Here is a 21,486-nt window from a genome sequence, read left to right on the forward strand (position 1 = left end):
TCTTCAAGCTTCGTTGTGTTTTCCATGTTCTTTTCCTGCCTATCTTCTTCTATTTCCTTCTTTATTCGACATGCAGGGTTGAAATTCCTTACCATAATCCTCTAATTCTTTTGTTCAACTTATATAGCTGCCATTACAAGCTGTGCTCCTGCCGATGCCGCACGTCAGCTGGAGAAAAGGCTGAATGGCATTTTGCCGTCCAATAAGAGTGAGCGAGATTTTCTGATGGAAATAATGGCGTATGCCAGAATTTTGACCGCAGAGGAAGACAGGCCTGGAAGAGGCGGGAAGAACGACTTTTGCGCCATTGTGAATTGGCGGGGGGTGGATGGGTATTCGAAGCAGGCGGTCCAAGATTATTTTGGACAATGGTTATAGAGGAAGATCAAAAAGCCCCCTTTTGATCACGAAGCCATTCAGGAGGTGATTCGACATCGAATCTTGCATTCACTCTCGAAGTGCGATGCTCATGTAGTCGTGGCTTTGAAATAGGACTTTAGATGGTGTGATATGAATATTGGTTTAGGTATCATTTTACTATAGTGTTAGATTTCACATGAAAATATGAGAGAAAAGCAGGAGAGATAGGAGGGAAGGTCGCGTGATCGAAATAACAGAATCATATGTTGATTCACTGGCACCGAACAGCTCGGCCATTAAGAATGCGCAAGGGCTTGTTAAAAAACGCAGCTTCGTGCAGTTGAACCGCTCGGAGGATGATGCGCTTCTATTCGGGGAGTGTTCCGGCAGCGGCAAGTCTAACTATCAATGCTCAGCAGATTTTATCCACCCGGAGAAGCCGGTGCTGCGCTGTTCATGCCCAAGCCGGCAATTGCCATGCAAGCACGCGCTTGGTTTGTTGTATGCCTATATTGGAGGGGAGACGTTCCTCACCGCTGCTGTGCCTGAGGATATCACTGCAAAGCGGGAGAAGGCGGAGAAGCGGGAAGAGAAGAAATCGCAGCAAGCCGCTGAAGGTGCAGAGACCAAGCCGAAAAAAGTGAATAAAACGGCGTTGAAGAAAAAAATCCAGGCTCAGCTTGAGGGCTTGGAGCTGCTGGAGAAGCTGACCTTGTCGCTGATTCGCGGAGGGTTGGCCACGATCGATAAAAAAGTGTTAAAGACGATCCAGGATCATGTGAAGCAGATGGGCAACTATTATTTGACCGGGGCGCAGACGGAATTGCGTCGATTAGCCTTGTTGCTCTCCAATGCGGATGATCGGGAAGCGATCTATACATATGCCGTCGAGCAATTAACACTGATTCATGCGTTTATTAAGAAAGGGCGCGCTCATTTAACGGCGAAGCTCGCTGATCCAGACTTGGCCTTGGACCATGAATCGACGATAGAAGAATGGCTAGGTCACGCTTGGCAGCTGGCGGAGCTGAAGGATTGCGGCCTGATGGCGGAACAGGTCGAATTGATTCAGCTCGCCTTTTTGAGCTATGACGATCAGGCCAGACAAGAATATGTCGATCAGGGCTATTGGCTGGAGCGAGCAACCGGGGAAATCCATCGAACGGTTCAATATCGGCCTTACAGGGCAGCCAAGCATATGCGAGAGGACGACAGCTTCTTCGATGTCGCGCATGTGAAGTCGCTATACCGCTATCCCGGTGATATGAACCGAAGAGTGCGTTGGGAAGAAATGACCTCGCGGCCGCTGGAGCAGCATGATCTGGAACCTATTTCAACGATGGCCCATCGTTCCTATGCCGATGTCGTGAAGCAGGTGAAGAACCAGCTGAAAAACCCGCTCGGCGACAAGAACCCAGTGATGCTGCTTCATGTGGCAGAGGTTCGGCAGACAGAACAAGGCCAATTCGCCATTACCGATGCTGCGGGACAGCATCTGGCGCTGGACGATGTGTTCACGTTCGGTCATGCGACGGTGCCGCTGCTGCCGCACGTTCCTGCCGCAAGCTTGACGGACACGACGATGCTGGTTATGTTCGAGCACGGTCTCGATAGCGGGCGGCTCGTCGCACAACCATTGACTATCATTAAGGGTGCGGACATGATCCGCCTCTTATATTAAGGGGGATCGGCGATGAGTACAGCATTGCTGCAAGAGCTTCATCAAGAAGTGAGACGGCTTTATATTGCAGGAAGCGAGCTGGCAGCCGGAGATTTTCGCTTGAAGCGTCTCTTGCCCCAATTCCAGCAGCTCGGGGAACGGGCGCCCGTATTTAAACGGTTGGGAGAAGGGATTGCCGCTCTAATAGAGCCATCCGCTCAACAGACGCAGACTTCGGCGGAGACGTTGCAGGATCTGGGCCTGCTGCTAAGCTCGGTGCTTCGCACACAAGGAACCATTTCGCCAGAGGGGGAGCTGACGGCTGTGAAGAGCCGCCCGAACTCCTTGTCCACGAAGCTGTCGTATCGTAAGCTGGCAGCGGTTCAAGAGGCATTGACGACTACCGGGAGCGGCCGCTACGAGGTGATCGTGCAAGCGTTCGAAGCAGGGATGTTCCAAGATCTCCGCTTGCTGAAGCACGCCATCGCGGCACTGAACGATCCATATGTCGATATCGCTGAGTATGCGGTGACACACATACTGCCTTCTTATGGAATGCAGATCGTTCCCCATCTTATCGAAGTGTTCAATCCTTCCGGCGGCAAGCTGGAAACGAGAAAGCTGCGCGTTATCGGACAAGTGGGCGGAGAAGAAGTGGCCGATCTGATTTACCAGACCGCGGAATCCGGTTCGGACGATGTGCGGGTGACGGCAATTGAACTGTTGGCAGGCCGTGAGCAATATGAAGAAGCGCTGCTAGGCTGGACGAAGGATAAGAAGAAGGCGATACGCGAGGCTGCTTATCATGCCTTGGCTACAGGCGGATCGGCGCGTGCGGTCGATCGGCTGTATGAAGCCTTTTCCAGTAAAGATATAGAGTTGGCGGCAGAGGCATCGTTCAAGTGCCATTCGGGTGAGCTCACCGAAAGATTGGTGCGGGACTTGGGCCTTGAACTGAAGCAAGCTTCTGAGGTGAAGGAAAAGGAAGACAAGAAGAAAATAGAAGCCTTATGGACGAAGATCCAACACTTCCTTACGGCATTGGACGGAAAGCGGAGTGAAGCGCTCTATGACGTATTTGTACATGTAACGAACCATTATTCATTTTTTGTCTCATTGGGGTGGCTGGAGCTTTTTGACGCCGCCGCTTACTATTTGGAACAAACGGATACAGAAGCAGCATTGGCGCTGCTGCATGAGTTGGAACAGCACAATGTCCGTTATATGCCGCATTCGTTCCGCTCGTCGTTCCGCTTGCTCTCTCCAACGCAGCTATATGAACGATACGTCGAGTCGATGCGCAACAAATGGAAGCTGCAGACGAACAGGGATCTGGCTAAGCGGAAGAAGCAGCTGCTCTCGTCTATAGAACAGAAAGTCATGTCGCGCGAGTATAGACCTTATCCGATATTGTGGAGCATTCCCAATGAGACCGTACCGCTTTCCACGGTTGTGATGCTTCCGCTGGAACAGCTTGCGGCACAGTGGGACCATCGCTGGTTGGATTGGTTGATCGAGCAGAATGCGCTTGAGCTTGTGTGCGCATTCGCGCATCCCGGACATGTGGCTGCCAAGCAGTTCATGATTGGTAAATTAGAAAGCAATCCGGAGTTCCGCAATGCTTTTGCAGGGATGCTACTAAGCGGGTTGGAACGCGCGGGAGTCAGTGATGACGTTCGCTGGGAAGCGCTTGTGACAGCGCTGGAAGATAAACGGAATACCAATTGCTACGTATTCGAAGGCCACGTGCTGGAGCAGCTATATCAGCTTCCTTCGGCGTACTGCGACCGCTTGGCGGCTGTATTGCCGAAGTTCAAATATACCGCTGGCGAACAGCTCCGATATGTAGTGGAGACGATGCAGGCTGCTGAAAGCGCGGCGAACACGTCGAAGCCTGTATAGCCTATCCTACAGAGCAGGAGCAGGACATACAACACGATAATCAGAACGATAGAGCGTGCGATACACCTTAAAGGAGATGAGCAGATGACCACTAGCCAAGAACAGCTGCAAGATATGATGCGACTGCCGGCGGAGCGATTGTACGAGGAAGAATTAGCAGCGCTTCGCAAGGCGGATAAAGGAAAGATTCCGGCAGGCTGGCAAATGTCGCCGCAGTCGGTACTCACGTTCATTACCGGCGGCAAAGCGGGGAAAACCGTCATTACGCCTAAATATATCGGCAATAAAAGACTGGTCGAGATGGCGATCGCGACCTTAGTGACGGATCGGGCGCTCTTGCTAATCGGGGAGCCGGGCACCGCCAAATCATGGCTGTCTGAAAATCTGTCGGCAGCGATATATGGCCATTCCGGACTCGTCGTTCAAGGAACGGCTGGAACGAGCGAGGAGCATGTGCGCTACTCCTGGAACTATGCGATGCTGCTGGCGAATGGGCCGACACCGGAAGCGTTGGTGCAAAGCCCGATTATGCGGGCGATGGAAGCGGGGGGGATCGCGCGTTTCGAGGAAATATCCCGGTGTGCGTCCGAGGTTCAGGATGCGCTCATCTCGATACTGTCCGAGAAGACCATATCGGTGCCTGAGCTCGGCAAGGAAGTGAGCGCCCGCAAAGGGTTCTCTATTATCGCCACGGCCAATACAAGGGATCGCGGCGTGAATGAAATGTCGGCCGCATTGAAGCGGCGGTTCAATATCATTGTATTGCCTACCCCATCTGATATGGATACCGAGGTCGAAATTGTGAAGAAGCGGGTTCAAGAGATTGCTTCGGCCTACGATTTGCAGGCTGCTGTTCCTGCGGATGAGGCGCTGCTCAAGGTTGTCACCATATTCCGCGAGCTGCGTAACGGGATGACGATCGACAAGAAGGAGAAGGTAAAATCGCCTGCAGGTGTCATTTCGACCGCGGAAGCGATCTCGCTGTTGACGAACAGTATGGCACTGGCCGCTAGCTTCGGCAGCGGAGAGCTGACCGATGAAGATCTGGCTGCAGGCTTGCAAGAGGCGATCGTGAAGGATGACGTCAAAGATAAGCTCGTCTGGAAGGAATATCTCGACAATGTGATGAAGAAGCGCGGGGCGGAATGGCGCGGCTTGTATACGGCTTGCAGGGAGATGAACGAGTGAGTGCGACTGCTGCTGCGGCTGTGCATATTTTTGGGGTGCGGCATCTTTCTCCCGGCGGCGCGAAGCATCTGCTGGACTTTCTTCATGATATCCAGCCGACTGCGGTTCTTATTGAAGGTCCTGCCGACGCTACGCCGGAAATTCGCCATCTGACGAATCGGGTGACGAAGCCGCCGGTTGCGGTACTGGCATTTACAGATGATTTGCCTGTGCGTACTGTGCTGTGGCCTTTCGCTGCTTATTCTCCGGAATACCAAGCGATGAAGTGGGCGGAAGAGAATGGAGCGATGGCTGCATTTATCGATCTGCCTTCGTCCGCGGCGCTTGCTTTGCAGGACGTACGGATGAATACGGGCGCTGAGGAAGAGGAAGGCAGTCCAGCTTCACCGGAACGGCCATTGGAGGAGACGCGTGGAGAGCGTTCCATCTACAGCCGTATTGCCGAGCTTGCCGGAGAGCACGATTATGACATGTATTGGGAGCGGAATTACGAGCACAACCTGAATGCCGGTGCGTATCAAGAAGCGATTATTGCCTTCTCCACGCAGATGCGGGAGCTATCCGAGGAGAAGGAGAGGCGTTATGAACGCACCGAGTACGCTTATAACGCGGTAAGAGAAGCCTATATGCGGCGGAAAATTCAGGAGACGATCGCATCTGGCCACGAACCGGACAAAATCGTTGTCGTCTGCGGGGCTTATCATGCGGCAGCGCTCGTTGATCTGACATCAGCGATGACGGATGAGGAGCTGGAAGGGCTGCCATCGCGCAGCACGAAGCTGACGCTCATGCCGTACTCTTATTACAAGCTGTCCTCGATGTCTGGCTATGGAGCAGGCAATAATGCGCCCAACTATTATGAAATGATGTGGGAGCGAATGGTGAACGGCACGCTGGATGAGCTGCCGAAATACTATTTATCGACCCTTGCTCGCTTAATGCGGGATTCGGGCACTCATCGTTCGACAGCCGAGGTGATCGAAGCGGTTCGACTGGCCGAGTCACTGGCTGCCTTGCACGATGGCAGCGCGCCGACCTTGCGCGATCTGCGGGATGCGGCGCAAACCTTGCTGGGACGCGGCGACCTGGCCGCCATAGCCGAAGCGCTGGCGCGGACGGATGTGGGGACGGCTATCGGGGCGCTTGCGGACGGTGTCAGCCAGACGCCGATTCAAGACGACTTGAATCGATTGCTGAAGCAGCTGAAGCTTGAGAAATACAAGACGGCGGTCGCAACCGATCTATCGTTGGACCTGCGTGAGAATCGGCGTGTAAAGTCTGAAGAAACAGCATTTCTCGATTTGAACCGTTCCTTGCTATTCCATCGGTTAACACTGCTCGGCATCACGCTGGCGAAGGCGAGACCGAGCGGACAAGAGCGAGCAACCTGGGCAGAGCATTGGGTCATCCAATGGTCGCCGGAAGTGGAAATCGAGGTTGTGGAGTCAACGCTGCTGGGCGAGACGGTCGAAATCGCCACAGCTTATGTGCTGCAGCAAAAGCTTGAAGGATGCGGCACGATTGCCGAAGCCTCCAAGTTAATCCGCATCGCCTGTGAATGCGGAATGCTGGCGCAGATGGAAGCGGCGCGCCAGACGCTGCAGCGGCTGGCCGTCGATAGCCGCGATGTCGTGCAGATAGCCGCGGCGGCACGGGAGCTGTCGACGATTATAAGCTATGGCGACATCAGGCGGATCGATACGGCGCCGCTCCTGCCGTTGCTGGAGCAGTTGTTCATGCGTGCCTGTCTGTTCCTGCTGGATGCAAGCGGCTGCAACGATGAAGCGGCCCATGCGATGATTACGGCGATGAATGAACTGAACGGCATAGCTTTGGACCATAGTGAACAGGTCGATGAACAGCTATGGCTGCAAGAGCTGCTGCATCTGGCGGAGCGGGATGACCGCAATCCGCGGCTTTCCGGCTTTGCCTGCGCGATATTGATGGAACGCAACGCGATGTCTGCGCAGCAATGTGCGGAAGAAGTATCGCGGCGCCTCTCTCCAGGCATTCCCGCCGACCTCGGCGCAGGCTGGTTCGAAGGGCTGTCGCTCCGCAATCGGTATGCGCTGCTGTCGCGGATGAGCCTATGGGAGCAGCTGAACGACTATATCGTTTCTCTCGAGGACGATGAATTTGTGCGTGCGCTCGTCTTTTTGCGGCGTGCCTTCAGTTCGTTCGCTCCCCGCGAGAAGACGATGATCGCCGAGCTGCTTGGCGAATTATGGGGCGTGCATACCGAGCAAGCGGAGGAGATGCTGGCTGGAGAATTGAAGGAGGACGAAGTGAAGATGATCGACGAATTGAATGATTTTGATTTTGAGGATTTTTGACATGAGTGCACCTGTGGAAGCAAGTGTAGTCTCACGTTGGCGGCTTATTCTCGGTCAATCTGCTGAACAACAGCTGGCAAGCTGTTGCGCCAGTGGAGGAATTGACTTGACCGAGGAAGAGCTGATTATGGATCAAGCGCTTGCCGAAATATATGACGATACAAGCGAGGGAACGGATGGCAACATCAGCGGTTCTGCGGCGAGCGGCAGAGGGGCAGGACTAGGCAAGTCGGCACCGCGTCTATCGAAATGGCTGGGAGATGTGCGCACCTTTTTCCCGGATGATGTCGTCTCTATCATTCAGAACGATGCGATGGAACGCAAAGGGTGGAAGCAGCTGCTGTTCGAGCCGGAAGTACTGGCTACAGTAAAGCCGGATATTCAACTTGTCGGCACGCTCCTGTCCTTGAAAGGGAAAATTCCGGAAAAAACAAAAGATACCGCCCGCATGCTCGTGCAGGCGGTCGTCGATGACCTCGTGAAGCTGCTGGAGAATGATATTCGCCGAGCCGTAACCGGGGCGTTGAATCGCAGGCAGCATTCACCGCTTCCGTCTGTGAGCGGGATCGATTGGAAGCGGACCATTCAGCGCAACTTGAAGCATTACGATGCGGAGCGGCGCCAGATCATTCCGGAGAAATTCTACTTCTTCGATCGCGCGCAGCGGAGCAAAGAATGGACGGTTATCGTGGATATCGATCAGAGTGGATCGATGGCGGATTCAGTCATCTGGGCTTCGGTTATAGGATCTATTTTCGCCAGCATCCCGTCGCTGAACACCCGCGTGGTCGTGTTCGATACGGAAGTCGTCGATCTGACGGAGCAATGCGCGAACGATCCTGTCGATATGCTGTTCGGGATTCAGCTTGGCGGCGGCACGGATATTAACAAATCGGTTGCCTATTGCGAGCAGTTCATCGAAGAACCGAAGAAGACGTTATTTATTATCGTATCTGATCTATATGAGGGCGGTAATCGAGGGGCACTAATCCGCCGTATGCGCGAGCTGCGGGAAGCGGGAGTCAGAACGATGTGCTTGCTTGCGCTGTCCGATCAAGGTCAGCCGTTCTACGACGAGAACCTTGCGAAGGTTCTATCGCGGGATGGAACCCCTTGCTTTGCGTGTACGCCTGCCTTGCTGCCTGAGTTAGTGGAAGGCGCGTTAAAAGGGCTTGATCTGTTCGACTTGGCGAAGCGAGTGGGAATGAAATAGGTATAGTACGATTTGGAAGACTTGACTCATGCGGAGTTCATCATATTGAAGAACAGGAAGGGGGCAGATGATGCCCCCTATTTCGCTATGGATTTATAATATCGGAGCAGGATTCATTCAAATTGATGGAGTGTATGTAACCAGTTATCTCTGAGAAACAACCACTTACTGAAATTCGCTTGAATAGTAATGAAATATACGAATAATAGAAGTATCAGCTGGCGTAACCTGCAAGGAAAGGGGATGTTCGTTTGGATATTGAAATTTAAATCGATATGTTTGCGGCAGCTTCTCTTATTTTTGAAGTGGAACACCGTTTTCTTTTAATTATCCAGACGACATTACAGCATCGAATAAAGAGTTAATAAAAAGTATTAGCTGCAATATGGCAATCGTTTTAACCCCCAATCATCCACAGACACAATTTAAAAATCTCAATAAGCCGTTTGCCTTATTTGTTGGAAATGTCATACAGAGATTTGTGGAATTATGGTAAGATAGAATCATATTTCTATGAATACTATACTCCACACTACTTCGAAGAAAAGAGGACCAAACATGCCACTTGAGACATTTAAAGCAACTGCACACTTGCAAAAAGGAATGGTTGTAAAGGCAAAGTCCAGAAATTTCGAGATCACGGTTGACGAGCCAAAATATTTAGGCGGTACCGATACAGGGATGAATCCGGTTGAATTGGTGCTGTGCGCCTTGGGTGCTTGCCAAGCTATCGTAGCTAGAGTATATGCTCCTAAATTTAAAATTCGTTTAGAGGAATTTTGGGTTGAGGTTGAGGGGGACCTTGATACAGACGGCTTCATGAATAAATCCGATGTGCGCCGAGGCTACTCCGACATTCGATATAACATTCACATGAAATCCAATGCCTCGCGCGAACAGGCTGAGGAATTCGTGCAATTCATTGAGCGCACATGTCCTGTAGGTGATACAATCATTAATCCAGTTAATCTTGTCTTGAACAAAATTATCCTTGAATAAGCTTCATACCAGTACCCAGGCATATAGGGAACGGTACTTCTGCATATCAGGCGCATGGAACATGAACTGCTTCTTCTAGCATTCAGCCTATGGTATAAAAATAGGATAGCTGCTGATAATGAATAAGTCACTTGCTTAAACGGCAAGTGTCTTTTTATTCTTAAAGAATGTTTAATTCTGTGAAGATAAAGCGAATATAGTCATTTTCCCCTTCCTAGAAAAGGCATGCCTGTTTCCTCCCTTGCTCCACTCTCCCCATCATTCAGAATGGCAGCTCCCCCACTCTTTTTGCGAAAATATGTTGTCGGGCTTCCTTGAAATAGCTCTTATGTCCATTCTCCCGTACAGTCAGGAGGGTAACGTCGAGAATAAGGCAGATGCCGGTTCTTATACCATAGCATGAAGCACCTGGTTATAATGTCAGTTAACTAAAGTGGTCATTGGGCGTGCCGCTTTCTGATGGAAGGGGAGAATGAAGCAAAGGGGAGATTGATACGAATTACCGTCAGTCTGAAACGTGCCACTGCACGTCCGCCGATTTTCTCGATTCGCCCGAATACGTCAGGAAGAGGGCGGACCGATAGCTTATTAATATTTGTTCAACCGTTTCATGATGAGATATACCGCTCCTGCAGCTGCTGCCAGAAGAACAATAGAAAGCAACAGTACAAATACGATGTTTTCCCAAACGATACTCACCAACTTACCTCCTCTATGAAGCCAAGCGACGAAAGCCGAGCCGTGGCCCATTTCGAATAGGAACCACGGCTTGAATGTAGGCGGCCCAACCGTACCTTATGAAGCTCTATACCCGAGCACGTGGGCGAAATAATCGATGTTTCTGCTCAGAAAGTCCGTATTGGCCAACTGCGCTTTCTGAATCATGCTCTGAAGGTCCTTCACAAATGCGGCCATGGCCGCGGTATTCGCGCCGTCAAAGCGGCTGTCTATTCTCGCAGCGGGTGCCTCTTTCATAGGCTGGGATGCTTCTTGGCGATAGGTGTCCAGCCACTCCTTGTTCTGTGGTATTTTGTGCGCGAATTTCATCAGAATACCAGACCAGTCACCGCCGTTCACGATCGCTTCCTGCAGCTGGCCGTGGCTCTCCGGCTCGAACCTTTTCATCAAATCGGTGATGTTCACATAGTCATCGGGTGCGCCTTGCGGCTTCTGGGAAGGGGGGATGTAGGCTGCGTTGCCTGCAACAGGATTGATAGTTTCCTTATGGGTCATTGCGGCGATCTTATTCATTGTGTTCAGCATTTCGGCAGCTTCGCCATCCTTGAAATAGTTGTCCGCGATATACTTCGCCTGAGTCAGACCAAGCTCCAGCAATGCTGCCCGTTCTTTATTGTCCGACACGGTGCCATCGGGGACGAGATTGGACTGGATGATTGTATACACGGCTGTCCTTACCTCAGGGGATTTGCCATCTAGAATCCGGTTCAGGGAATCGTTAATCTCGGCATTGCCATAGTACGTCGCCACATGATGTTCAATCGCGCCGACCGCCAATTGGCGTCCCGTCGGACTAATATCAACCGTATCGTGCTTCAAGCCGGGAATCGTTCCCGTTTCCATCTTCGGCTGTTTGTTGACCTGCCCTTGCTCACTCAGGTTGTATAGCTTCGGATCAAGTGTTGTGCTGCTATTGACTTTCATGTGATACCTCCTCGGTGTGATGAATTCGAGATTTTTCGGGCCGCATCATGATGGTCGTATTTTCTATATTCAGGATGATATTTACTATATCGACCAATATTTCAATTTCTTTTACTCAAATGATCCAAAACAGTAAAAAAATATACCATGCGCGCGTAAAGCAGAATGCGCACATGGTATGGGGGGACGATATTATCCTCTTCCTCCGTACAGGCTATAAGCAAAATGATAGAGAATATCCGTTGCGCTCACATGCGGGCGATCGGCGACTTTGGCCACTACTCCGCTCAAATCGTAGTAATGTGTAAAGTTAATCGCTCCCGGCAAAAACTCGCTAATGCTTGCCGTCGAAGACGGAAGACTGAGCGTTACAGAGAACTGTCCGCTGTTGTTCGTATAGACGGATCCGGTTCGGGTGCGGTTGCCGCTTCCTTCCGTCCAGTTTTCATTCAACCAGATGACGTCTACTTTCGCGTTGGCTACGGCATAATTGTCTGAGGTAGCAACTACGCCATTGACAGTGAGCGTATTGTTGATAATTCGGAAATAGCGGCCATACCGGTAGGACGGATAGTCATTCGGGCCGCCACCGGAGTTATATCCGTTAATGACAATTTTGTCCGCGCGCAGCACTGGTTTAATCGACAAGGTGTAATTGGTTGTGTCATATTGGCCGGTCGTATAGACGCGGACGTAGTAGCTGCCTGTTCCGAGCGGCACATTGTTGTCCGTTGTCGACAGCAGCTTCATCTGGTTGTCAGCTAACACTCCGTACACTTCCACCTTATATCCCTTGGCTGCAGAAGCGCTGTCCAAGGAGAAGTTCATGACGTCATAATTGCGGTTCTCCGGCACTGTAATGACATACCAGTCATTATCGATTGGAGAACTGATGGAACGGCTGTTCAGCGATGAACCGCCCGGGGCTACCGTGAAGCTATAAGCGTGGAAGGCATTCTCGTCAGTCTCGAATGCGTCATAGTCTGTGCTTGTCGCAAGCGTGACGTAGAACGGATCGTTAATGCTGCCGCCCTGCTTGGCGTGAACCTCGATCAGGTACGCTTTATCGGCCGATGTAGCATTCTTCGTGCCTACATTCTCTGACAACGTCCGCATTCCGTCCGTGTACTGGTTGAAGTACGTTCCGTATACGGAGTAATCGATAGGAGTCGTGATCAGATTCCCGGTCGTCATATCGAATTCATACAAGTACAAGTCATAATTAAGCTGTTGCGACAGCGGCGGATCCAGCTGTACTTGCAAAATATCGCCCGGCTTCACATAGATAGGATACAGATGAACTGCCTCGCCTTCCTTCGGAATGACACCCGAATAGGTGGCGGTTGTTACCGTCGCGCTTGAAGACTGGGCCAACGCCCGCAGCGAATCGGGGAGGTTGGCTTGCAAGGCAGCGGCATCATGCAAATTAACGGGAGACGTGACGGTATGCCGTTCTGCGTACTCAATGCCGGCGGCAGGACCTGCCTTCGTCAGCTGGTCAATGATCTCTTCCTCTGCGTGCAAGACGCGAACGGTGTCAGTCGTGACGTGTGCCTGGTCCGCCGTCATATCCGGCCCGGTGTTGAGGGTGCTGCCGTCGGCCGCGAATGCGCTGACCTGAAAGACAAGCAGCAAGACGAGGCTCAAAATGGTTAAGATGGACATCTTCTTTTTCATCAATATGTACCCCTCTCGTCATAATGGAGACAGCTCTTAACCACAACTTAAGCGGTCTCACTATATACGACGTATCCACGCGCTACAATCTAACGGACAATATTTCATTCAATCCGACATCAAATGACGGTTAGCTCCATTTCCTCATAAATTGCTGCCGCAGCTTCTTGCGCGCTCTTGCCAGCCGCTGGCTAATCACTTGTTCGGACAGATGGAGCTCTTGAGACATCTCTTTGTAAGACTTCTCTTCGAAATAATGCAGGAGCAGCAGCATTTGATAGTCAGATTTCAATTCGCGAATGGATTGATACAGCAGGTTGTCTCTGAATTTATCTTCAACAAGATTGGCAATGCTAGGTTCGGTGTCGGGAAGGAGGATGGAGATAGCTGGATTATGGAAAAATTCTGTGGTTATCATCTGGCGATGCTTGCGGTTTTTCCGAATGACATCCAGTGCTGTATTGCGGGCGACGCGCCTAATCCACGTTCTCATGACGGGAGCGTGTCTTACCTCTGGACCCTTTGCTATCGCTTTGATAAATGATTCCTGAATGACATCCTCAGTTAACCCGTGATCTCGCAGCAACTTATAAATATCACGGTATACGAGTTCGCGGAACGAATGATAGACCAGCTCCTGCGCATCGGTATCGGCGTTCATCACATTTCTCTGCAGCAAGTACAGCCACTGTCCCATATACGGTTACCCCCATTCTTCTCTTTTAATAGGAAAGGGGCGACGACTTGTTCCATGTAAGATGAACCTGGCTGCCGACAAGGACGCCCGCTGCAGGCAAGGTGCATAGATGTGAATTCAGTATAACCTATATATTCCATATTGTGACAAATAATTGCTTTAATTCACGAGAAATACACAATCATACGCCATCCCATATGATTCCAATCATTCACACTCCGTTCATATTTCCTCCTTATGATCGATATGTAATCTGATCCAATATAAGCAAGGAGTGGTAGTGGAATGAACAAAGTGATGCCCCGCGAGCAGTATGAACGTGCCGAGCAGTTATTGTATACGCATTGGATGAAGCATGTATTCAACGGACGTGTCGTGCCCCAATGGATAGGCGGCACGAATCGGTTCTGGTACCGCCGCGATGTGCGGCTCGGCACAGAGAAAGGCACTGAATTTATAGTCGTGAACCCGGCGAACGGCACATCCAAGCCAGTCTTCGATCACGAACGGCTGGCCTCCTCCTTGAGCGCTGTGCTCTATAAGAGGGTGACTCCGTATCATCTTCCGATTGATGAATTGGAATTCCATGAAGATGAGAACGTTATCCGATTCGAAGCGGCGGGCGAACGGTGGGAGTGTGATCTGTGCAGCTATCAGTGTGCGAAGATGAAGCCGCTGCTGAAGCCAGCCATGCACGAGCTGCTGTCACCCGATGGGCAATGGGCGGCTTATACAGAGAAATACAACTTGTATATTCGTCATATGGAGACGGGGGAAGTCCGGCAGCTGACGAATGATGGGGAAGCGTACTACGATTATGCCTCCGAGCCAGAAGTCTCGAACAAGATAGCAAGAGGCAACGTTCAGCTTCCTCCGGCCGCTTTATGGTCACCGGATTCGAAGAAGCTGTTGACGCAGCGGCTTGACCAACGTTTGATACGTGAACTGCACCTAGTGCAGAACGTGCCAGCGAATGAGCAAGATCAGCGGCCTGTCCTCCATACCCAACGCTATGCTTCCCCTGGTGACGAGCATGTGGCGCAGGCTGACATCGTCATCTGTGACATCGATCGGCAGGAATCCATTAAAGTAGATGCCCCGCGTATGACGATGGGCAACAACACCCTATTCAGCCAACTCGCGCCCCAAGCGGCATGGAGCCTGAACGGCAAGCAGGCGTACTATATGGACATGGCGCGCGACCACCGTTCCGCCAAGCTGCTCGTGGCGGATGCGGAGACGGGGGCGGCCCGCACAGCGGTTGAGGAACGGAGCGACACGTTTTTATTTATCGACTTGTATCACTTCGGCAATCTGGATATTCATATCCGCGTGAAGCCCAATTTCCAACTGCTGCAGGATGATACCGTCCTCTGGCTATCCGAACGTGATGGCCGGGCCCATCTGTACCTGTTCGACAGCGTTACGGGGCAGCTTGTCCGCCAGCTCACGTCAGGCGAATGGAACGTAAGACGTCTGGTCGCTGTCGACGAGTGTAAAGGTTGGATTTATTTTACGGCCGGAGGACGCGAGACCGGACGCGATCCGTATTACCAGCACCTGTACCGTATTCGTCTGGACGGGACGTGCTTGAACTTGCTGACGCCGGAAGATGCGGACCATAAAATCGCGTTCGCGCCGGATCTCCGTTATTTCATCGATACGTACTCGCGGGTCGATCAGCCGCCTGTGTCCGTCCTGTGTGAGGAAGATGGGGGCATCGTAAGGGAGCTGGAGCAAGCCGACATCGAGCTGCTGCTGGAAGAGGGCTACCAAATACCAGAGAGGTTTACCGTCAAGGCGCGTGACGGCGTCACCGATCTGTATGGCATTTTAGTGCGGCCTGCCTCTTTTGACCCAGAGCAACCCTACCCGCTAATCGACTATTTCTATGGCGGCCCGCAGCTTCTCAACACGCCGAAATCGTTCATCTGGGACGCAGCCCTGCTGGGGGTCGACTTCTCCGGAGGCGCTCAATCGTTAGCCCAACTGGGATTTGTCACGATCATAATGGACGGCATGGGCACCCCGTTCCGCTCCAAAGCGTTCCATGACGTATCGGACGGCAAGCTGGAGGAAGCGGCCGGATTGCTGGATCACGCCGGGGCGATCCGGCAGTTGGCGGAGCGATATCCGTTCATCGATCAGGATCGTGTCGGCATCTGGGGTGTATCCGGGGGCGGTTACGGCTCAGCCCGGGCCATGCTGCAGCACTCCGACGTGTACAAAGTGGCCGTCTCTGCGGCCGGCAATCACAACCAACTCACCTACATTTCAATGTGGGGCGAGCGCTTCCAGGGCTTGGTCGATCCCGAGCATCCCGAGCGCTATGCCACACAAGACAACGCGCAGCTGGCCGGCAATCTGAAGGGCAAGCTGCTGCTCGCCCACGGGGATATGGACGACAACGTTCATCCGGCACAGACGCTGCGGCTCGTCGACGCGCTTATTCACGCCAACAAGGACTTCGACCTGCTCGTCATGCCGAACGTCGGCCATAGCATCGACAGGAATCCGTACTTCATCCGGCGCAAATGGGACTACTTCGTGCAGCATTTGCTAGGTGTCGAGCCGCCTAAGGAGTATCGGATTAAGAGCGGTGCTGATGATCAGACCGATTTGGACTTTCAAGAGCCGGCAGGTCCTTATAAGGTAGGAACAGTCTCCTATCATTGGGTCGATGGTACCCGTGAGGAGACGCTGACGGAGAGGCCTGGCGACAAGCGCGAGCTGATGGTGCAAATATGGTATCCGGCAGACGAAGAGATGTGCGGCGAGCGGCAGCCTTATTTTCCGGACCCTGCTCTGTATGCCGGAGCGCTCAATAGAAGTTTGCAGCTTCCTTTACATTTGGCGATCCAGCTCGGCGCTATCTTGACGAATTCCGTGCTCGATGCGCCGCTGGCCAATGGCAAACGGAAATATCCCGTCCTCATCTATTCGCATGGCTTCGGCGCGCTCGCCAATTCATCCACCTTCCTGGTGGAACAGTTGGTGAGCCGAGGGTATATCGTGTTGGGCATCAATCACACGTATAACTGCTCCATTACGGTGTTTCCGGATGGCAGAATTGCGAAGTTCAAGGATATGGGCAGCCAAGGAACAAAGGTCATGAACAAGTTAGCGGCCGACGTATGGGCACGGGATGTCCGCTTCATTCTCGATCGGCTGGAGGGGCTCGCCCGACACGATGCCGACCGTTTTGCCGGCAGAATCGATACGAGCCGCATCGGCATACTTGGCCATTCCTTCGGCGGGGCGACAGCGGCGCAAGCGATTATGCAGGACCCAAGGCTCAAGGCAGGGCTGAATATGGACGGCGCCTTCTACGGTCATCCGATCCCGGCTGCTGGCTTGAACCGCCCGTTCTTGTACATGTATGACGGGAAGGCGTTCTCACGAGACAATTTAGAGACTCTCATTAAGGAGTATGAGAAGCTCGGAATAAGCAGAGAAGAAGCTGTGAAGGAATTAACTATAATTTTCGGGCGTCATGATCACGTCGTCGCCAACGGACACTATTCGCTCAAGTTCAAATCCGCGAACCATATGAGCTTCACTGATTTTACGCTGGCCGTGACAGCGGATGATTCGGCCGCAGCCCTTGCGGCTCGCCGCACACACGCGGTTATTCATAACTTTGCGCTCGACTTCTTCGATCACTATATAAAGGGCAAACCGTCGTCCTTGTTCCCCGGTGGCGGAGCGGGCAAATACCCGGAAGTGGAGCTGGCGCGGGGCAAGGTTCGATGTTAGATGTAATCTCTTGACCTGATCAAGAGTGACTGAGGGAAGGACCTATGACGTCCGGCAACCTTATCAGTAGAGTACACGGTGCTGATTTTTATGGAAGGTTTATTATTTTGAGAGATAAATCGGCATAACCGAGAATATATTGTCGGGCTTCCGTGTAAAGGCTCTTATGTCCATTCTCCCATACAGTCAGGAAGGATAGATAACATCGAGGATTAGGCCTATGCCGCCTCGTATACCATGGAATGAAGCGGCCGAGTATAATGGCAGTTAACCAGAGTGGCCATTGAGAATTCCACTTTCTGATGGAAGGGGAGAATGGAGCAAAGGGGCGGATGATGCGATTCACCGTCAGTCTAAACGCGCCATTGCGCGAACGAGAAATCTCGAACAGGAGTACAGTAGGGAGACACATACGGTCGTTCGTTGGCATGACGGATGTTTCCTATACCCGAACGAATGATATTCGTTCGGGTATTCGCGTTGATTATCCTCGTTTTTACAATACTTTTACAGCGGATTAAACTGATGAAAACATATTCCTTCTATGATTGTGGTATCCGGTTGTTTCTTTAATGTTTATTTGATTTGTTGTTTGTTTTTATGACAGTTATAAGAGGGAATCGCTGTGGAACGCATCGCAATCGATATGGATGAAGTGATGGCCGATACGGCGGCAACACATGTGGAGTGGTATATGTTCGGGAGACGGGGGTTGTGCGGGTGAACAACTGGCCGGAAGCAAGAGCATGTTTCATGGACAAGACACGGTTGGACGGCAAGGCAGATATTGAGAGTGATGGTGGCATGCGATGCAGCATGAACGCATGATGCAGATCCCGCAGCGTCAACGGCTGGATGAGACTGGCCGAATTCGACGAGCGGGCGAACCGGATCTCGTTCCGGACCTTCTCGCCATGGGTGGAGCGCCTAGCCGAATGCGCGGCGCCCGCCTATCCGGACTTTCAAATTTTGACTGGGCCGTATGATTGCTTTCAGCTTCCGTTTCAATTTCAAGAGCGCTTTAATCTCGAATAGGATGATTCCATGATGGAAATGAGGAAGTGATGTCGATGTCTCTCTTAGCGGAAGAACGCAAGCGGCACATTATGGAGCAGCTAGATGCGGGCGGCAAGGTGCGCGTCATCTCGTTGGCCGAGCAGCTGCATGTCTCCAATGAAACGATTCGCCGCGATCTCGCTGTTCTGGAGGAAGAGGGGAAGTTGCGGCGTGTATACGGCGGAGCTGTCAAGGTGCAGTATGATGAGGGCGAGCCACCGTATCAGCAGCGGCAAATCCTCAACCATGAAGCCAAGCAAGCGATCGGCTGGCGGGCGGCGGAGCTGATTCAGGACGGCAACACTGTATATATGGATACGGGGACGACGATACATGAATTGGCCCGGGCCCTGAAGGGGAAGAAACGGATAACGGTCATAACCAATTCCTTGACGGTGGCCAGTCTGCTGCGGGAGTCATTATCCCAAGGCCTATTCAGCGGAAGAGTCATCATACTAGGGGGTGAGATCTCGCCCGAGCAGCAGTCTGTCAGCGGACATCTATGTCAGGAAATGCTGGGTAATTTCTATGTAGACAAGGCGTTCATCTCGGTAGGCGGGATGTCGATCATGACGGGAATTAGCGACTATGACATGAATGACTCCGTCATCTCTAGAATGGTTACGTCGAACGCGAAGGAAGTAATTGTTCTTGCCGATCACAGCAAGATCGGCATACAGGCCTTCTGCCATATTGCACCGCTGGAAAAGATCGACGTTATCGTATGTGATCAAGCGCATCCGCCGTCATGGACGCAAAAGTTGGAAATCAAAGCTATTACATGGATTGTTGCCAATTGCATGGTGGAGACGAAGAACCGGACTTAAATCCGGTTCTTTTTATTGTTCTCAGGTAGAAAATGCCACAACAAACCACATTCTTGTTGATACAGGACTGCCAATCAGCTCCTTACAACCTGTCATGGCGATTCAAAATACGTCCAATCGGGCTTAAAAAAACGTTAATATCCCGTTCATATCACGAAAACATTCATTAATTATAGTATACATATCACAACAACAGAAAAGAAACAAAAGGAACGTACAGCAAACGTTACGGCAAGAGCAGCATCAAAGCTAATCAACAGCAAACGTTGCAATCAAAAGCACATTAAAGCTAATCAGCAGTCCGCATTCATCAGCGGCGGCTAATCATAATCGAGGTGAGCATGTTGTTGAACAGAGAGGAACGCCCGCTTGTCACCGCTCATACTGGCTGTGGCGAAGCGCCCGCCAATACGTGGGCGTCATTCATGGAAGTGGTGGCCATGAGGGCGGATATCGCTGAACTGGATATCCGCATCACTTGCAAGGAGGAGCCCGTTCTCCTTCATGATCATTCGCTCCTGCTTGAGCTATATGACGCCCGGCAGTTGAATCGCATGCCGGCCAGAGCAAGACTCGGACCGCCGCACCGCGAGCATGGGCTGATATTGCTCGCAGATGTCATTGAAGAGGCGAAGCGGCGCGGAATGAAGCTGAACCTGGATATCAAGAATGCAGAGAGCGTCAATCCGACACTCCGGCTCGTCAAGGCGCTCCATGCTGAACGGCTCGTGTATGTCACAGGCTGCACGGAAGGAATTCAGATCGATACGGAGGGGATATCGCTGCTGCTGAATGCCCCGGAATCGACGGATGAGGATGCAGGGACAGACGAGGCCTTTATCCGGCGCGTATGCGAGGAAGCCAATCAGCAAGGCTACAGCGGCGTCAATCTTCATTATTCGATGTGCAGTCCGGCATTCGTCGAATGCGCTCATTCCCTTGACCTGATGGTATCGGTATATACGGTAGATGAGGCTGTGATGATGCGCAGCTTGATGGATATGAGAGTAGACAGCATCACGACTATGATGCCGGAACAACTGATGCGGTTAAGGAAGGTGGACGAACAGCATGAGGCATAAACAGATCATTTCCGTGAGGGAGGTGCAAGAGACATGGAGCGGAACACATCCGTCATAAATGCGGCGGAGCTAAGCGGGCTCGGACGCGCCAGCGAACGGTCGCGGTTATGGAGAAGGATGGGGCGCCATTATCAGCTGTACCTGCTGCTGCTTCCCTGTATCGTGTTCTTCGTTATATTCTCTTACATTCCCATGGCCGGGCTTGTGCTTGCCTTTAAGGATTATCAATTCAACAAGGGAATATTCGGCAGCCCGTGGATTGGGCTGACCTACTTTGAAATGTTCTTTCAGGATCCACAGAGCATCCAGCTTATTCGGAACACGCTTATCATCAGCGCCATGAAGGTGTTTCTGGCCTTGCCTTTCCCGATTGTATTGGCGTTGATGTTCAACGAGGTCAGGAACTCCAGACTGAGGAATCTGTTCCAAGGCATCGCTTATTTGCCCCACTTCTTCTCATGGGTCATCGTCGTCGGGATGTTACAGCGCATTCTGGCGCCGGATACAGGGCTCGTCAACCAGGTAATCTCATGGCTGGGCGGTGATGGCAGCACCTTCTTCCTGATGGAAGAGAGCGCCTTCTATCCGACCATGTTCTGGAGCTATATATGGAAGGATGTCGGGTGGAGCTCAATTATCTACTACGCGGCAATCGTGGGCATCAATCCTGCGCTATACGAAGCGGCGAAGATGGATGGCGCGAACAAGTGGCGCCAGATCTGGCACATTACATTGCCTGGAATCCGGCCGACGATTATCGTGCTGTTCATCTTGTCGTTGGGAAATATCTTATCCGCCGGGTTCGACCAGATCTATCTGCTTAAGACACCGGGGAATATGAATGTCTCGGAAATATTGGATACTTACATCATCTATATGGGATTGGAGAGCGGCCAATTCGGCTTTGGTACGGCGATTGGCATGATGCAGGGCGTCATCGGCTTGATTCTCGTGCTGACTGTGAACCAGGTGGCCAAGAAATGGTTCCAATCATCGTTGTGGTAAGCCGAGGGGATGGATGCAAGTCTCATTCCATTAGCTATTCATATATTCAACCCAGAGGAGAGGGAGTAG

General features: G+C 51.9%; 15 protein-coding genes and 1 riboswitch. Of the genes, 12 read left to right on the top strand and 3 right to left on the bottom strand.

Annotated features, from left to right (window positions below):
• Positions 1–225 precede the first annotated feature (225 nt).
• The 7 genes from M3650_RS21790 (at position 226) to M3650_RS21820 (ending at position 9,655) form a co-directional block, all read left to right on the top strand.
• Entirely contained in the window at positions 226–378 is a 153-nt protein-coding gene (locus M3650_RS21790; RefSeq protein WP_251577739.1) for a hypothetical protein, read from the top strand.
• 223 nt (positions 379–601) lie between these two features.
• A complete protein-coding gene (locus M3650_RS21795) occupies positions 602–2,041 on the top strand; it encodes an SWIM zinc finger family protein (RefSeq protein ID WP_251577741.1) in 1,440 nt (479 codons plus the stop codon).
• A 12-nt stretch (positions 2,042–2,053) separates the two neighbouring features.
• On the top strand, positions 2,054–3,922 hold the full coding sequence (locus M3650_RS21800; RefSeq protein WP_251577743.1) for a HEAT repeat domain-containing protein: 1,869 nt from the start codon (positions 2,054–2,056) through the stop codon (positions 3,920–3,922).
• Between the two features lie 84 nt (positions 3,923–4,006).
• Positions 4,007–5,110 (top strand): ATP-binding protein, encoded by a 1,104-nt coding sequence (locus M3650_RS21805; protein ID WP_251577745.1) that lies wholly within the window; start codon positions 4,007–4,009, stop codon positions 5,108–5,110.
• The gene (locus M3650_RS21810) at positions 5,068–7,443 is read left to right on the top strand and encodes a DUF5682 family protein (RefSeq protein ID WP_251577747.1); all 2,376 of its coding nucleotides are present in this window, start codon (positions 5,068–5,070) and stop codon (positions 7,441–7,443) included. Before M3650_RS21805 ends, M3650_RS21810 begins: the two co-directional genes overlap by 43 nt.
• Position 7,444: 1 nt before the next feature.
• Complete coding sequence (locus tag M3650_RS21815) at positions 7,445–8,656, top strand: VWA domain-containing protein (protein ID WP_251577749.1); 1,212 nt, start codon at positions 7,445–7,447, stop codon at positions 8,654–8,656.
• 558 nt (positions 8,657–9,214) lie between these two features.
• Positions 9,215–9,655, top strand: coding sequence for an OsmC family protein (locus M3650_RS21820; RefSeq protein WP_019420903.1), 441 nt, complete (start codon positions 9,215–9,217; stop codon positions 9,653–9,655).
• A gap of 795 nt (positions 9,656–10,450) precedes the next feature.
• Here the strand turns inward: M3650_RS21820 and M3650_RS21825 are convergent.
• The 3 genes from M3650_RS21825 to M3650_RS21835 all read right to left on the bottom strand — a co-directional run bounded on the left by M3650_RS21825 (position 10,451) and on the right by M3650_RS21835 (position 13,691).
• Positions 10,451–11,317, bottom strand: a complete 867-nt coding sequence (locus tag M3650_RS21825; protein ID WP_251577751.1) for a hypothetical protein — start codon at positions 11,315–11,317, stop codon at positions 10,451–10,453.
• Between the two features lie 192 nt (positions 11,318–11,509).
• On the bottom strand, positions 11,510–12,994 hold the full coding sequence (locus M3650_RS21830; RefSeq protein ID WP_251577753.1) for a hypothetical protein: 1,485 nt from the start codon (positions 12,992–12,994) through the stop codon (positions 11,510–11,512).
• 130 nt (positions 12,995–13,124) lie between these two features.
• Positions 13,125–13,691 carry an RNA polymerase sigma factor gene (locus M3650_RS21835; RefSeq protein ID WP_251577755.1) on the bottom strand — a complete coding sequence of 189 codons (567 nt, stop codon included), beginning with the start codon at positions 13,689–13,691 and terminating at the stop codon, positions 13,125–13,127.
• Between the two features lie 285 nt (positions 13,692–13,976).
• On the opposite strand from M3650_RS21835, the gene M3650_RS21840 reads away from it, so the two are divergent.
• The 5 genes from M3650_RS21840 (at position 13,977) to M3650_RS21860 (ending at position 21,417) form a co-directional block, all read left to right on the top strand.
• The gene (locus M3650_RS21840) at positions 13,977–17,447 is read left to right on the top strand and encodes a DPP IV N-terminal domain-containing protein (RefSeq protein ID WP_251577757.1); all 3,471 of its coding nucleotides are present in this window, start codon (positions 13,977–13,979) and stop codon (positions 17,445–17,447) included.
• A 13-nt stretch (positions 17,448–17,460) separates the two neighbouring features.
• Positions 17,461–17,568, top strand: a riboswitch (SAM riboswitch).
• Between the two features lie 734 nt (positions 17,569–18,302).
• Positions 18,303–18,482, top strand: a complete 180-nt coding sequence (locus M3650_RS21845; RefSeq protein WP_251577759.1) for a hypothetical protein — start codon at positions 18,303–18,305, stop codon at positions 18,480–18,482.
• Between the two features lie 35 nt (positions 18,483–18,517).
• Complete coding sequence (locus tag M3650_RS21850) at positions 18,518–19,330, top strand: DeoR/GlpR family DNA-binding transcription regulator (RefSeq protein ID WP_251577760.1); 813 nt, start codon at positions 18,518–18,520, stop codon at positions 19,328–19,330.
• 341 nt (positions 19,331–19,671) lie between these two features.
• Positions 19,672–20,412, top strand: coding sequence for a glycerophosphodiester phosphodiesterase (locus tag M3650_RS21855; RefSeq protein WP_251577762.1), 741 nt, complete (start codon positions 19,672–19,674; stop codon positions 20,410–20,412).
• 33 nt (positions 20,413–20,445) lie between these two features.
• Entirely contained in the window at positions 20,446–21,417 is a 972-nt protein-coding gene (locus M3650_RS21860; RefSeq protein WP_251577764.1) for an ABC transporter permease, read from the top strand.
• Positions 21,418–21,486: the final 69 nt, after the last annotated feature.

This window comes from Paenibacillus sp. MER TA 81-3 (assembly GCF_023713585.1).
Lineage (GTDB): Bacteria > Bacillota > Bacilli > Paenibacillales > Paenibacillaceae > Paenibacillus_B > Paenibacillus_B profundus.